The sequence below is a fragment of the Pseudoxanthomonas daejeonensis genome, assembly GCF_022637495.1.
Taxonomy (GTDB): domain Bacteria; phylum Pseudomonadota; class Gammaproteobacteria; order Xanthomonadales; family Xanthomonadaceae; genus Pseudoxanthomonas; species Pseudoxanthomonas daejeonensis.
The window spans coordinates 815,456-830,043 of record NZ_CP093331.1 but is presented as its reverse complement, the minus strand read 5'-3'; the positions used below and the strand labels follow the sequence as shown (position 1 = coordinate 830,043).

The window sequence follows — 14,588 nt, the reverse complement described above, 5'->3', positions numbered from 1 at the left end:
CCTTGAGAGCCGGGCTCCCGGTCCCGGCTGCCTGTGGTCTAATGCGCGCGGAAGCGGGGGTACCGCCGACGCCGGCACGGGTCGATGGTTGAGACAGTCCCTTGGAACCTGATCCGGCTGATACCGGCGTAGGGAAGCTTTCGCAGTACGTTCGGCTCATCCGGCACCCGGAGTCCGTCGTCCTGTGTCCGCCCGCTCCGGGCAACTGGCCGCGCCGTGCCCGCACGTGCGCCCCGGTTGCCGTGGACCGCACCCCGGTGCGGTGGCCCCGAGCACTCTCAGCGGACACCCAGCATGAATGCCATTCCCGCCTCCCTGCTCCAGCAGACCGAGCAGCTTTCCGAATCCGTGACCCGGCCGATCCCCGGTTCGCGCAAGATCCATGTCGAAGGTTCGCGTGCGGACGTCCGCGTGCCGATGCGCGAGATCGCGCTGACCCGCACGCCGACTGTGTTCGGCGGCGAGGAGAATCCGCCGGTCACCGTCTATGACACCTCCGGCCCGTATACCGATCCGGACACGCGCATCGACCTGGCCGCCGGCCTGCCGGCCCTGCGCGCGCAGTGGATCGCCGAGCGTGGCGACACCGAGGCGCTGCCCGCGCTGAGTTCCGAATTCGGCCGTGGTCGCGAGCACGATCCGAAGCTGGCCGCAGTGCGCTTCCCCGGCCGGGTATTGCCGCGCCGCGCGGTGGCCGGTGCCAACGTGACCCAGATGCATTACGCGCGCCGCGGCATCGTCACTCCGGAAATGGAGTACGTGGCGATCCGCGAGAACCAGCGGCTGGACGCGGTGCGCGATGCCGGCCTGCTGGCCCAGCACCCGGGCGAGAGCTTCGGCGCGAACATCCAGAAGATCATCACCCCGGAGTTCGTGCGCGACGAGATCGCGCGCGGCCGCGCGATCCTGCCCAACAACATCAACCACCCGGAGAGCGAGCCGATGATCATCGGCCGCAACTTCCTGACCAAGATCAACGCCAACATCGGCAACTCCGCGGTGTCCTCGGGCATCGCCGAGGAAGTGGAGAAGCTGGTCTGGGCGATTCGCTGGGGCGGCGACACGGTCATGGACCTGTCCACCGGCAAGCACATCCACGAGACGCGCGAGTGGATCATCCGCAACTCGCCGGTGCCGATCGGCACTGTGCCGATCTACCAGGCGCTCGAGAAGGTCGACGGCCGCGCCGAGGAACTGACCTGGGAGATCTTCCGCGACACGCTCGTCGAGCAGGCCGAGCAGGGCGTGGACTATTTCACCATCCACGCCGGCGTGCTGCTGCGCTACGTGCCGCTCACCGCGAAGCGGGTTACCGGCATTGTTTCCCGCGGCGGCTCGATCCTGGCCAAGTGGTGCCTGGCCCACCACCGCGAGAATTTCCTCTACACGCACTTCGAGGAGATCTGCGAAATCATGAAGGCCTACGACGTGGCCTTCTCGCTGGGCGACGGCCTGCGCCCGGGCTGTATCGCAGACGCCAACGACGCGGCCCAGTTCGGCGAACTGGAAACGCTGGGCGAGCTCACGAAGATCGCCTGGAAGCACGACGTCCAGACCATGATCGAAGGCCCCGGCCACGTGCCGATGCAACTGATCAAGGAAAACATGGACAAGCAGCTGCGCGAGTGCGGCGAGGCGCCGTTCTACACGCTCGGTCCGCTGACCACCGACATCGCGCCCGGTTACGACCACATCACCAGCGCGATCGGTGCGGCGATGATCGGCTGGTTCGGCACCGCGATGCTCTGCTACGTGACGCCGAAGGAGCACCTGGGCCTGCCCAACCGGCAGGACGTGCGCGACGGGATCATGGCCTACCGGATCGCCGCCCACGCTGCCGACCTGGCCAAGGGCCATCCGGGCGCGCAGGTGCGCGACAACGCGCTGAGCAAGGCACGCTTCGAGTTCCGCTGGGAGGACCAGTTCCACCTGGGCCTGGATCCGGAGAAGGCCAAGGAATTCCATGACGAGACCCTGCCCAAGGACGCGCACAAGCTCGCCCACTTCTGCTCGATGTGCGGCCCGCACTTCTGCTCGATGAAGATCACCCAGGATGTCCGCGACTACGCGGCAGAACACGGCGTCGACGAGCAGGCCGCGTTGCAGGCCGGCATGGAGGAGAAATCGGCGCAGTTCCTCGAACAGGGCGCACAGGTCTACCGGCCGGGCTGATCGCCGACCCGGCGCCGTCGCGGCCCTGCCGGCCGCGGCGGTGATGCGCTATCGTCGCGCCTGTCCCGTACAGGCGAGGAGCGGCAATGAGTGCAGGCAGCAGCGTGGTCAGGGCGGGCATCGGCTTCGGAACGGCCTTGGCGATCACCATTTCGTGGACGGCCAACAAGTCGCTGCTGTGGGTGCTGATCCACGGCATCCTCGGCTGGATCTACGTCGTCTACTACGCGCTTTTCAAACACTTCTGACGCGATGGCCCTGTTCTCGCACCTTCGCTGGCTGGTAAGGGCGCGGCGCCATCCGTCGGCGCTGCTGCTGGCCGTGCAGCTGGCCGGGGTGCTGCTGTATCCGGTCATGGAACAGGCTGCCGCCGGTCGTGCGCTGTTCGGCGCGTTCGGCATCGTGGTCCTGTTGCTGGCGGTATGGGTGGTCAAGCGCAGCCCGGCCCTGGGCTGGGTGGCCTGGTGCCTGGCGATGCCGGCGGTGCTGCTGTCCATCGCCGCGGCGGTGCTGAACATGCAGGCCCTCACCGCGATGTCGCAGGCGCTGGAAAGCCTGCTGTACTTCTACACGGCGGCCAGCCTGACCGCCTACATGCTGGCCGACCATGAGGTCACGCGCGACGAGCTGTACGCCTGCGGCGCCACCTTCACCCTGCTCGCATGGGCCTTCGCCTTCGCCTTCTCGGTGTGCCAGATCGTCAACCCCGGCAGCTTCGTGGCGGCGTCTGATGCCCCGCAGCGCACCTGGATGGAGCTGCTGTACCTGAGCTTCAGCCTGCTTTCGGGAGTGGGCCTGAGCGACGTGGTGCCGGTCCTGCCGCAAGCGCGCGCACTGGCCATGCTGGCCCAGTTCGCCGGGGTCATGTACATCGCGCTGGTGGTCTCGCGCCTGATCGGCCTGACCATCCTGCACCGGCAAGGAAAGGGCTGAACCGCGACCGGACCGTGTCCACAGGCACGTGCCGGCGACGGCGGCATTTGCGAAACTGCGCGTTCCGCAAGCATCCCAGTCCGCCATGAAACTGCAGGTTCCCTTCCTCCAGCTGCCCGTCCTGTTCGATGCCGACGCCCTGGCTCGCGAGGTGGCCGCGGTGGATCCTCGCTGGTGGCGTGGACGAACCCAGCAGGACGATGGCAACAGCGCGCTGACCCTGATCACCACGCATGGCGACCCGGACAGCGACGAGCTCAGTGGCCCCATGCGGCCGACCCCGGCGCTGGCGGAATGTCCCTACCTGCTGCAGGTGCTCGAACACCTCGGAGCGACGTGGGGCCGTGCGCGCCTCATGCGGCTTTCCGGCCAGGCCGAAGTGCGCGCACACGTGGACATCAACTACTACTGGCGCGAACGCATGCGCGTGCACGTGCCGATCGTGACCACGCCATCGGTGCGATTCCAGTGCGGCGAAGGCGAAGTGAACATGGCCGCCGGCGAGTGCTGGATATTCGATACCTGGCGACGCCATCGGGTGCTCAACGGCGGCAACGAGACGCGCATCCACCTGGTCGCCGACACCGTCGGTGGGGAAGGCTTCTGGGACCTGCTCGCGCAGGCCCGGCCGCCGGGGACCCATCGCGCGGACTGGGAGCCTGTCCGATTCGCTCCGCAGGCGGGACGCGCGGCGCCGTCGCTGGACCTGGAGAACTTCAACGCCCCGGCGGTGATGTCGCCGTGGGAGCTGCGCGAGCACATCGTGTTCCTGCTCGGCGAAGCGGTATCCGATCCGCGGCTTGGCCCGGTGCAGCAGGCGCTGCTGCGTTTCGCCCGCCGCTGGCAGGCGCTGTGGGCCGTGCACGGCGACCGCGGCGAAGGCCTGCCGCGCTACCAGCGCCTGCTCGACGACATCCGCCTCGAACTGGACGCGCTGGGTGCCGGCCAGGTCGGCCTCAAGAACGAGCTGGGCTTCCTGCAGGCGCTGGGATCGCATGTGCTGGACATGGCGTTGGCCACGGCCGCCGACGAGTCCAGGCTGGACCGGCATGGCGAGCCGGCCATCGGCGTACATGCCGGCGCGGCGGTGGTGCCCGATCGCGCTGCGTCCACGCGGGCGAATGCGGGCGACTCCCTTTTTGACCGGCCACTGTTCATCGTCAGTCCGCCGCGCTCAGGCTCCACGCTGCTGTTCGAAACCCTGGCTGCTGCACCGGCGCTGTATTCGCCAGGCGACGAGAGCCATTCCCTGATCGAGGGCGTTCCGGGGCTGGGGCCGGGGGCACACGGTTGGGATTCCAATCGCCTTCAGGCCGCCGATGCCACCGCCGAGGCCGCCGCGACGCTGCGCGAACGCTTCTTCCGCCAGTTGCGCGACCGCGACGGACGGTCCCCAGCGGTCGCCCCGTTGCGCATGCTGGAGAAGACGCCGAAGAACGCGCTGCGGATCCCGTTCCTGCGCACGGTGTTCCCGGAGGCGCGCTTCGTGTTCCTGTACCGCGATCCGCGGCAGGTGCTCGGCAGCATGATCGACGGCTGGCGCTCGGGGGATTTCGGCATGTACCCGAACCTGCCGGGCTGGGATGGGCCGACCTGGTCTTTCCTGTTGACGCCGGGATGGCGCGAAAGCAACGGACAGCCGCTCGAGGAAGTCGTGGCCCGCCAGTGGGCCGCCGCCACGCGGATCCTGCTCGACGACCTGCAGGCGCTGCCCGCTGGCAGCTGGACCGGCATCCGCCATGACGCATTCCTCGCCGCACCCCAGCAGGAGGCATCGCGCCTGTGCGCGTGGGCCGGACTGGAATGGGATCGGGAACTGGGTGCCGAGCTGCCGCTTTCGCGCTACACGCTTACCGCGCCCAGTCCGGACAAGTGGCGGCGACACGAAACCGCCATCGAAGCGCAGCGTTCGATCTGGGAGCCGGTTGCCGCGCGCGCGGAAGCGCTTCTGCGCGGGTGACCGTCGGACCGCAAGCCGGGGTGGGTAGCCTCGGGCCCGATCAGGCCGCCATTGCCGTTGCGTTGAGCGACTCGGCGTAGTCGCGCCACTCGCCCAGGCGCGAAAGCGCGCCGGCACGCGACAGGTAGGCCTCGTCGGGTTCCTCGCCGGCGGCCAGGGCCATGGCCACATGCACCGCACCGGTGACCCAGAAGCTGCGGGTGCTCGAGCGCGCGGGGGTGCGATGGAACGCCACCGCCTCGATGATCGGCATCGGCAGGCCCCACAGGCCCAGCAGGTAGGCACCCGCTTCGGCGTGTCCCGGACGCGTGTCGCCTTCCACGAAGGGCTCGCGTTCGTCGCGCACACCTGGCAGCAGCAGGCCGATGTCGGCCAGCAGCGCGGCGGTGGCGCCGAGTTCGGCGCTGGATTCGGGCAGCATGCGCTTGGCCAGGCGGGTGGCCATCAGCGCGCGCGCCTGGAGCGCGGCGCGATCCACGCCGGCCACGCCGGGCAGCGAGAAGACCTCGCTGGCCAGGACCAGGTCGCGCAGGGTGGCGATGCCCAGCCGGGTGACGGCGGCGCGCAGGTCGGTGATCGTGCGGCCATTGGAGAAGTAGGCCGAGTTGCACAACTGCAGCACCTTGGCCGCGATCGCCGGATCGCCGGACACCAGCTGTGCGATCTGGGCGGCACTGGTGTGCTCGTCGGTCTCCAGGGCATTCATCAGCCGCAGGTAGAGCTGCGGCGGCGAAGGCAGCTGTTCGACCCGGCCGATGCGCTCGCGCAGTTCCGGGTTGTCGAGCAGCTCGCGCAGTTCTTCCAGGCTTCCGATCGATTCCAGCAGCAGTTCGGGTGCCAGCGGGGCGGGCAGGAAGCGGTGGGCCAGGCCGATGATCCGCGCCGGCGGGTTCTGGCCGCCGTCGATGACGGCCACGCGCGAGGCTTCGGCGCGCAGCGTGCGGACCTGGCCGAGCAGGGTGGCCGCGGGCATGTCCGGAAGCGTCGGTGCCACCAGGATCACGTCGACCGGCGCGGCCGAGACGCGCGCCATGGCGGTGCCGGCCTCCGTGCAGCGTTCGACTTCCCAGTCCGCGCCCAGCTCGGAGACCAGCTCGACCAGCGTGGCGGGGAATACGGTGTCATCGCCGACGAACAGAATGCGCACGGAAACCTCCCTGGGGGGCAAGACGGGATTGGCGCGCCCCTACGGATGCCGGACGCTCGTAGGCCGGTATCGGTCGCGGGAACCGGAAGTTGAGCCGGTCGCGGCGGTTCGCTCGCCCCGGCGTGCGGATCTGTGCGCCAGTTCCGCTTTGAGCCGCGAAGCGCAGTGCCGGGTCCGGCGCCGCGTTCGGGATTTGCCGCCAGGCGTCGATCGACAACCTGACGGACCGGCACCGGCGGGCACCGGTGCCGCCAGCCTGGATCAGGCCTTGTCGGCCGCGCGCTGCATCGATTCGCGCAGGATCTGCTTGGCCTCGACGGCGTTGCCCCAGCCATCGAGCTTGACCCACTTGCCCTTCTCCAGGTCCTTGTAGTGCTCGAAGAAGTGGCCGATGCGCTCGAGCCAGTGCGGCGAGACCTGGTCGATATCCTCGACGTGGGCGTAGCCGGAGAACACCTTGGACACGGGCACGGCGAGGATCTTCTCGTCGCCGCCGGCCTCGTCGGTCATCTTCAGCACGCCGACCGGACGGCAGCGGACCACCGAGCCGGGGATCAGCGGCAGCGGCAGCACCACCAGCACGTCGGCCGGATCGCCGTCGCCGCACAGGGTGTTGGGCACGTAGCCGTAGTTGCACGGATAGCGCATCGGCGTGGAGAGGATGCGGTCGACGAAGATCGCGCCGCTTTCCTTGTCCACTTCGTACTTGACCGGCTCGGAGTCCTTCGGGATCTCGATGATGACGTTGATTTCGTCCGGCGGGTTGCGCCCGGAATTGACCTGGTCGAGGCCCATCTGCTGCTCCGTGGAAACTGCGGTTGAAGAGGGCCGGCATTTTACGCCTTTGCCTGTTGCGCCGCACAAAGCCGGGAGCCGGGCGCTCCGGAAACGCGAAGCCCCGGCCAGGCCGGGGCTTCGTTTCCATCAGAATCAATAACTTACAGAAGAGGAACCAGCATCAGCGCGACGATATTGATGATCTTGATCAGCGGGTTGATCGCCGGGCCGGCGGTGTCCTTGTACGGGTCGCCGACCGTGTCGCCGGTGACCGCGGCCTTGTGCGCCTCGCTGCCCTTGCCGCCGAAGTGGCCGTCCTCGATGTACTTCTTGGCGTTGTCCCAGGCGCCGCCGCCGGTGGTCATCGAGATCGCCACGAACAGGCCGGTGACAATCGTGCCGATCAGCAGGCCGCCCAGCGCCTTGGGCCCGAGCAGCAGGCCGACCACGATCGGCACCGCTACCGGCAGCAGCGAAGGCACGATCATTTCCTTGATCGCCGAGCGGGTCAGCATGTCCACCGCGCGGCTGTAGTCCGGCTTGGCCGTGCCCTGCATGATCCCGGGGATCTCGCGGAACTGGCGGCGCACTTCCTCCACCACCGAACCGGCGGCGCGGCCCACCGCTTCCATCGCCATCGCGCCGAACAGGTAGGGGATCAGTCCGCCGATCAGCAGGCCGATGATCACCGTGTGGTCGGACAGGTCGAAGGTGAACACCTCGCCCGGATTGCTGGCCTGCAGGTTGTGGGTGTAATCGGCGAACAGCACCAGCGCGGCCAGTGCGGCCGAACCGATCGCGTAGCCCTTGGTCACCGCCTTGGTGGTGTTGCCGACCGCGTCCAGCGGGTCGGTGACATTGCGCACTTCCGGCGGCAACTCGGCCATCTCGGCGATGCCACCGGCGTTGTCGGTAATCGGCCCGTAGGCGTCCAGCGCCACGATCATGCCGGCCATCGACAGCATGGCGGTGGCGGCGATCGCGATGCCGTACAGGCCTCCGTGCAGGTGGGCGAACCAGATCGCGGCGCACACCGCCACCACCGGCAGTGCGGTCGACTTCATCGACACGCCCAGGCCGGCGATGATGTTGGTGCCATGGCCGGTGGTCGAGGCCTGTGCCACGTGCTTGACCGGCGCGTACTGGGTGCCGGTGTAGTACTCGGTGATCCAGACGATCAGGCCGGTCAGGACCAGGCCGATCAGCGCGCAGACGTACAGGTTGAACGCGCCGTGCGCGTTGTCGGCCATCAGCGAGGTGGTGATCGGCCAGAACGCGATAGCCGCCAGCACGCCGGACACGATCACGCCCTTGTACAGCGCGCCCATGATCGAGCCGCCGGCCTTCACCTTGACGAAGAACGCGCCGATGATCGACGCCACGATCGACACGCCGCCCAGCACCAGCGGGTACAGCACCGCGTTGCGCCCGACCTCGTCGATCATCAGCCCGCCCAGCAGCATGGTCGCGATCACCGTGACCGCGTAGGTCTCGAACAGGTCGGCGGCCATGCCGGCGCAGTCGCCGACGTTGTCGCCGACGTTGTCGGCGATCACCGCCGGGTTGCGCGGGTCGTCCTCGGGGATGCCGGCTTCGACCTTGCCGACCAGGTCGGCGCCCACGTCGGCGCCCTTGGTGAAGATACCGCCGCCCAGGCGGGCGAAGATCGAGATCAGCGACGAGCCGAAGGCCAGGCCGACCAGCGCATGCAGGTTGTCGGCCAACGACAGGCCCAGCCGCTGCAGCACCCAGTAGTAGCCGGCCACGCCGAGCAGGCCCAGTCCGACCACCAGCATCCCGGTGATCGCGCCGCCGCGGAACGCCACGTCCATCGCCGGACCCAGGCCGCGCCGCGCCGCCTCGGCGGTGCGCACGTTGGCCCGCACCGAGACGTTCATGCCGATGTAGCCGGCGGCGCCGGACAGCACCGCGCCGATGGCGAAGCCGATCGCGGTGTACCAGCTGAGGAACACGCCGACCAGCACGAACAGCACGACGCCGGCCACGGCAATGGTCAGGTATTGACGGTTGAGGTAGGCGCGCGCGCCTTCCTGGATGGCAGCGGCGATCTGCTGCATGCGCTCGTTGCCCGCCGGTTGCGCCAGGATCCAGCGTGCGGACACGATGCCGTAAAGGATTGCAAGGACAGCGCAGAACAGAGCCAGCGCCAAACCGTATTGTTCCAGCATGAACCCCTCCCAAGGTTGATAAGTGCCACCCAGTGGACGGGTGAACAGGAGGGAACGCCGGGTGAGTCGTGAAGCACTGGAGCGGACCCGTAACCGAGGCGCATCACATCGTGTTCAACATCCCTGGAGCAACCCGAGTATGCCCGCTGCAGCGGCCTGAAGGCCACATGGCGTTCATGCAGGCGGTGACAGGATCTGCATTCCCACGCATGGAATCCGATGTCCGTGACCGCGATCCCCGTTCCGCCAGAGCGCTCCGGCGCGAGTTCCACCGGCCGTACCGTCAGCGTTGCCGCCGCCGATCGGGCCCAGCGCCATGGCGACGTGTTCCGCCAGGCGGTGCTGCTGGCCGTGCTGGTGGCGGTGGCCGCGGTCGCTTCGCCATTGCAGGCCCAGGCCATGAAGGCCGAACGCGAGCAGGCCGGCGCTGCGCAGGCGGTGGGCGCGTTGCATTCGGTGCGGACGATCCCGGAAGCCTGCACCCGGCTCGAGGGCGTCTTCACCGGCGATGCCGCGCAGCCCTACCGGATGCAGGCGGTGCAGACCGCACCCACCTGCCAGCCGCGTGCCCGTTACGTGGAAGCGGCGCAAGCCAGGCCTTCGCAGGCCAGCGGGTGGATCCTCAACACCCTCACCCGGATCCCCGACGCCAGCTGTCCCTCGCGGCAGGCCGAGGTCCGCGTGTGGCGCAAGCCGGTGGCGCAGGACCTCGCCCGCGACGGCCAGGGCCAGGTGCGCATCTACCTGCAGGATGCCCAGAAGCAGGCCGCAGCCGGGCAGATGCGCGAGCTGCCGCAGTACAGCGCGCAGATGGAAGTCGTTGGCGCGTCCTGCCGCTGACCATCGCCACCGCCACCCGGACCTACTCCGCGTGGCGGCGGAAGATGGCGTTACCCACTAGAGCGCGTCCGTGGCCTCGCCGGCTTCCAGGTCGGTAACTTCCGGTGGGGCAGCCCCATTGGGGGGTGTTCCCGCCGCATCCACTGGCGCTGCGGGAGCTTCCGCAGTGCCGTGTCCATAGTCCTCGCTTGTGGCTGCTTCCGTGGCCGACATGCCGGTGGGATCGGTTGCGATGGCGACCTCTGCCGGCGCTCCGGCCACCGGTTCGACGGCGCGATCCGCCACATCACCAGGCGGTGCTGGCGACAACGGGTCCACGTACTGCGCGGGAATTGCCGCGACTTGCTCCGGCAGCAGGCCATACTGCTCCTTGGCGAGAACATGGACGCAGGTCCATCCCAGATGCTGCGTCACGTCCTTTAGCAGTCGCGCCTCCTGCTCCAGCAACTGGTCGCGGCTGGGCGGATTGGCGTGCTCCTTGGTGTGCGCGCCGCAAGCCATGCTGGCGAGAGGGCGGCCGGTCCTTGTATCGATCAGCTGCGTCTGGACGTTGTAGCCCATCCAGTAATTGTCCCAGTTGCTCGGGAAATAGATGAACTGCCAACCCGCCGAGCGGACATCGAAAACGAAGTCCGCTTCGGGGTGCAGGGCTGCGAGGTCCTTCGGCTTCTTGGCCTTGCTGGCCACCGCATCTGGCTCCAACACGATGGCGCCATAACGGTCGGCCAGCGCCTGGGCCAGCTGCCTGCGGACCAGGATGGCGGGGTCTTCCACGCCGTTCTCGTCGACGATGTTGTTGCCGGCAGAGACCATCGCTGCCGTCCCAAGCAGGCCGAGTGTCGCCTTGCCGGCCGTAAAAGCGATAAAGGAGGGGCGCTCATGCACGGTCAGCGCGATGGTCTTGCCCTGGAGGGTGGCGGCGTCCAATTCGGACAGCGCGATGGGTTTCTCTTTCGCGGAAGCCGTTGCAGCACACAGCAACAAGCCGGCTCCCCATGCAGCCTTGATCATCTTCGGTTTTCCCCCTGAAACGTGCTGTCTTCGGGACAGCGTCCGTCGTTGCTGCACCCACGCATCCGACTTTCGCGGATATGCATGTGCTCCCCAGGCCAACGCTAGTGCATTGTTGCCGTCGTTGGAAAGGGGGGCGACCTCAAGAAGGGGTGGCAACCAGGCGCGGAGAGGAAGAGGAGGGCGGTGGCCTCAGCCCTGCGCCATCAGGGCCGCATAGCGCCGCTGCATCTCCTCCGGGGTCACGTCCTCGATGCTGTGGCCTATGCTCCAGCGGTGGCCACAGGGGTCGATGACCACGCCGGAGCGTTCGCCGTAGAACGCGTCGCTCGCGGCGCGTTCCAGGGTGGCGCCGGCGGCGATCGCGCGGCGGATGGTCGTGTCGGCATCGTCGACATGCAGGTGCAGGGTGGCGCTGTGACCATGGGACGGGTCGGGGCGGCGGATGCCCAGTTCCGGGAACTCTTCGCAGAGCATCAGCGTGGTGCCGCCGAAATCGACTTCGGCGTGGCCGATGCGGCCACCCGGTTCGACCAGGCGGAACATCTCGGCCGCATCGAAGGCTTCCCGGTAGAACGCGATGGCGCGCGCTGCGTCGGCGACGCACAGGTAGGCGAACAGTTCACGGCTGGCCATGGCGATCAACTCCGGTGGTGGTGCGCGCAGGATGCGGCCGTGCAGGCCGGCGGTCTTGGAAAAAACTGACCGGCTCAGCCGGTAAGCACGTGGCGCGGGTGCAGGCGTGCGCGCTCGTAGGCACGCGCGGGCAGCCCTGCGAATTCGCGGAAGTCGCGCGCCAGGTGCGCCTGGTCGCAATAGCCGTGATCCAGTGCCAGCGTGCCCCAGTCCGTGCCTTCGAGGTCCAGCTGCGCCAGCACGCGCTGGAAGCGGCGCAGCCGCGCGTAGCGCTTGGGCGCCAGGCCGGTCGCATCGCGGAAGCGGGCGATGAAGTGGCGGTGGCTGCACCCGGCGCCGGCCAGCAGCACGTGCAGGTCCTCGCCTTCGTCGAGCCCGGCAATGGCACGGGTGACATGCGACGGCAGCGGCTCGACCGGCCGCAGCTGGGCGAGCAGGGTGCTTTCGAGCGCGTGCAGGCGCGCTTCCGGCGTGGTCGTGGCCGCAAGCTCGCGCTGCAACGCATCGACCGCATCGCCCCAGAATTCGCGCAGGGGCGCGTGCCGTTCGGCGATCGCCGTGGCCGGCACGCCGAACAGCGCCTGCGACGCGCCCGGCAGCAACTGCGCGCCGACCGTGCAGCACGGCTCGGCGCGCTTGGCGTAGTAACGGCTGCGTGCGCCGCAGACCACCGCCGCGGCGACCGCTTCGCCTTCCTCGTCGTCGCGGCCGGCGTACAGCCGCAAGGCTGGTCCGTCGATGCGCACCGCCAGGTGCATCTCGCCGGAAGGAATGACGTGTTCGCGCCGCGCGCGGGTCGACTGGCCGACCCACAGGTTGCCGACGTACGGCCGCAAAGCGGCCGGCAGCGGCGCGCGCGCGGTCATGCCATCAGCCTTCCCAGGCCGGCAGCTTCTTCTTCACCGCCACGTTCTTCAGGGTCACGTACTTGGGCAGGCCGTCGCGACCCCAGGGCAGCGGCGCCTCGCCCTGGATCAGCGGCTGCAGGTACTCACGTGCCTTCGCCGTGATGCCGAAGCCGTCCTTGCGGATGAAGCTCGCCGGCATGGTCTTCTCGTGGTTGGCGACCTTGTGCAGCGGCGCCGGCTCGATCTTCCAGCGATACGGCGCGCTGGAACTGCGCACGATCACCGGCATCACCGAGTTCATGCCCTTGAGCGCGTACTGGACCGCGGCCTTGCCGACCGCCTGCGCCTGCCCCCAGTCGGTCTTGGAGGCGACATGGCGCGCCGAGCGCTGCAGGTAGTCGGGCAGGGTCCAGTGGACCTTGTAACCGAGCTGGTCTTTTACCTTGCCGGCCAGGTACGAGGAAACGCCGCCGAGCTGGGCATGGCCGAACGCATCCTTGCCGCCGCCGGCGTCGGCGACGAACTTGCCGTCGGCGGTGCGGATACCCTCGCTGGCCACGACCACGCACCAGCCGACCTTCTTCACCACCTTGTCGACCTGGGCCAGGAAGGCGGCTTCGTCGTAGGCGCGCTCGGGGAACAGGATGATCTGCGGTGCATCGTCCGGCGACTGCCCGGCCAGACCGGCGGCGGCGGCCAGCCAGCCGGCGTGGCGGCCCATCGCCTCGTAGACGAAGACCTTGGTCGAGGTCTCGGCCATGGCGGCCACGTCCAGCGCGGCCTCGCGCACCGACACGGCGGTGTACTTGGCGGCCGAGCCGAAACCCGGGCAGGTGTCGGTCACGGCCAGGTCGTTGTCGATGGTCTTGGGCACGCCAATGCAGGTCAGCGGATAGCCGAATTCGGCCGCCAGCTGCGAGACCTTCCATGCGGTGTCGGCCGAATCGTTGCCGCCGTTGTAGAGGAACCAGCGCACGTCATGCGCGCGCAACACGTCCAGCAGCCGTTCGTAACGGGCCCGGTCGGCCTCGACCGACTTGAGCTTGTAGCGGCAGGACCCGAACGCCCCGCCCGGGGTGTGGGCCAGCGCGGCGATCGCGGCGGCCGACTCCTTCGAGGTGTCCACCAGCTCCTCGCGCAGCGCGCCGAGGATCCCGTTGCGCGCGGCGAGCACCTTGACCCCGCGGGCCCGCGCCTCGCTGATGACCCCGCTGGCCGTGGCGTTGATGACGGCGGTGACGCCGCCGGACTGGGCGTAGAGCAGGGTGCCTTGCGTGGCCTTGGGCATGGATCGGGTTCCTCGGAGGCGGGACATTTTTGGGGACAGCGCCGCGGATGCGGTAAGCTGCACTGGAATGGTGCGGTGCAATGCGGGCGCAGGACGAAAGTCTAGCGCCACCGGCCGCCACGGGACATTTCTTCTGGGAGCAATCGATGCGACTGGTACTACTGGGCCCGCCCGGTTCGGGCAAGGGAACGCAGGCGGCGCGCCTCAAGGAGACGCTCGGCGTCCCCCACATCTCCACCGGCGACCTGCTGCGCGCCGAAGTGGCCGCCGGCACCCCGCTGGGGCTGCAGGCCAAGGAAGTGATGGCACGCGGCGACCTGGTCTCCGACGAAATCCTGCTGGGCATGCTCGAATCGCGGCTGGGCCGCGACGACGTGGAGCGCGGCTTCATCCTCGACGGCTATCCGCGCAACCTGGCCCAGGCCGGCGCGCTGGACGGGCTGCTGGCCAAGATCGGCCAGCCGCTGGACGCAGTGGTGCAGCTGGACGTGGCCACCGACCTGCTGGTCGAGCGCATCGCCGGCCGGGCGCAGGCCGAAGGTCGCGCCGACGACAATCCCGAATCGGTGCGCAAGCGCCTGCAGGTCTACAACGACTCGACCGCTCCGGTGATCGGCTTCTACGCGGACCGGGGCACGCTGACCGCGATCGACGGGGTCGGCAGCATGGACGAGATCACCGCGCGCGTACTGGCGGCGTTGAAGAAGGCCTGACCGGCCGCGGTGGTACCCGGGAAACGCGCGTCGCCTCGAGGTGGCGCGCGTTTTTCTTTGGCGGGGCGACGTGC

At 68.7% G+C, this 14,588-nt stretch carries 13 protein-coding genes and 1 riboswitch; of the genes, 6 read left to right on the top strand and 7 right to left on the bottom strand.

What is annotated here, in order from left to right:
• Window positions 1-45 precede the first annotated feature (45 nt).
• Window positions 46-153: riboswitch (TPP riboswitch) on the top strand.
• 141 nt (window positions 154-294) lie between these two features.
• From thiC to MNQ95_RS03835, 4 genes are all read left to right on the top strand, one after another.
• Entirely contained in the window at window positions 295-2,172 is a 1,878-nt protein-coding gene (gene thiC, locus MNQ95_RS03850; protein WP_241953860.1) for a phosphomethylpyrimidine synthase ThiC, read from the top strand.
• 86 nt (window positions 2,173-2,258) lie between these two features.
• A complete protein-coding gene (locus MNQ95_RS03845; protein ID WP_202922839.1) occupies window positions 2,259-2,420 on the top strand; it encodes a hypothetical protein in 162 nt (53 codons plus the stop codon).
• Window positions 2,421-2,424: 4 nt separating this feature from the next.
• Window positions 2,425-3,105 carry an ion channel gene (locus tag MNQ95_RS03840; protein WP_162409749.1) on the top strand — a complete coding sequence of 227 codons (681 nt, stop codon included), beginning with the start codon at window positions 2,425-2,427 and terminating at the stop codon, window positions 3,103-3,105.
• A gap of 85 nt (window positions 3,106-3,190) precedes the next feature.
• A complete protein-coding gene (locus MNQ95_RS03835) occupies window positions 3,191-5,065 on the top strand; it encodes a sulfotransferase (protein WP_162409747.1) in 1,875 nt (624 codons plus the stop codon).
• A gap of 40 nt (window positions 5,066-5,105) precedes the next feature.
• Here the strand turns inward: MNQ95_RS03835 and MNQ95_RS03830 are convergent, their stop codons facing one another.
• From MNQ95_RS03830 to MNQ95_RS03820, 3 genes are all read right to left on the bottom strand, one after another.
• A complete protein-coding gene (locus MNQ95_RS03830) occupies window positions 5,106-6,212 on the bottom strand; it encodes an HDOD domain-containing protein (protein ID WP_162409745.1) in 1,107 nt (368 codons plus the stop codon).
• Window positions 6,213-6,473: 261 nt separating this feature from the next.
• Complete coding sequence (gene ppa, locus MNQ95_RS03825) at window positions 6,474-7,007, bottom strand: inorganic diphosphatase (protein WP_162409743.1); 534 nt, start codon at window positions 7,005-7,007, stop codon at window positions 6,474-6,476.
• Between the two features lie 143 nt (window positions 7,008-7,150).
• Entirely contained in the window at window positions 7,151-9,178 is a 2,028-nt protein-coding gene (locus MNQ95_RS03820; RefSeq protein WP_162409741.1) for a sodium-translocating pyrophosphatase, read from the bottom strand.
• A gap of 219 nt (window positions 9,179-9,397) precedes the next feature.
• Here MNQ95_RS03820 and MNQ95_RS03815 point away from each other — a divergent pair, with 219 nt between their 5' ends.
• The gene (locus MNQ95_RS03815; RefSeq protein ID WP_425605705.1) at window positions 9,398-10,018 is read left to right on the top strand and encodes a hypothetical protein; all 621 of its coding nucleotides are present in this window, start codon (window positions 9,398-9,400) and stop codon (window positions 10,016-10,018) included.
• A gap of 57 nt (window positions 10,019-10,075) precedes the next feature.
• Here MNQ95_RS03815 and MNQ95_RS03810 read toward each other — a convergent pair whose 3' ends face one another.
• The 4 genes from MNQ95_RS03810 to MNQ95_RS03795 all read right to left on the bottom strand — a co-directional run bounded on the left by MNQ95_RS03810 (window position 10,076) and on the right by MNQ95_RS03795 (window position 13,801).
• The gene (locus MNQ95_RS03810; protein WP_241953859.1) at window positions 10,076-11,029 is read right to left on the bottom strand and encodes a hypothetical protein; all 954 of its coding nucleotides are present in this window, start codon (window positions 11,027-11,029) and stop codon (window positions 10,076-10,078) included.
• Window positions 11,030-11,221: 192 nt separating this feature from the next.
• Window positions 11,222-11,665, bottom strand: a complete 444-nt coding sequence (locus MNQ95_RS03805) for a VOC family protein (RefSeq protein ID WP_241953858.1) — start codon at window positions 11,663-11,665, stop codon at window positions 11,222-11,224.
• Window positions 11,666-11,739: 74 nt separating this feature from the next.
• Window positions 11,740-12,531 (bottom strand): helix-turn-helix domain-containing protein, encoded by a 792-nt coding sequence (locus tag MNQ95_RS03800; RefSeq protein ID WP_241953857.1) that lies wholly within the window; start codon window positions 12,529-12,531, stop codon window positions 11,740-11,742.
• 4 nt (window positions 12,532-12,535) lie between these two features.
• Complete coding sequence (locus MNQ95_RS03795) at window positions 12,536-13,801, bottom strand: 6-phosphofructokinase (protein ID WP_241953856.1); 1,266 nt, start codon at window positions 13,799-13,801, stop codon at window positions 12,536-12,538.
• A gap of 146 nt (window positions 13,802-13,947) precedes the next feature.
• Between MNQ95_RS03795 and MNQ95_RS03790 the strand changes: the two genes are divergently transcribed.
• Window positions 13,948-14,514, top strand: a complete 567-nt coding sequence (locus tag MNQ95_RS03790) for an adenylate kinase (protein WP_241953855.1) — start codon at window positions 13,948-13,950, stop codon at window positions 14,512-14,514.
• Window positions 14,515-14,588: the final 74 nt, after the last annotated feature.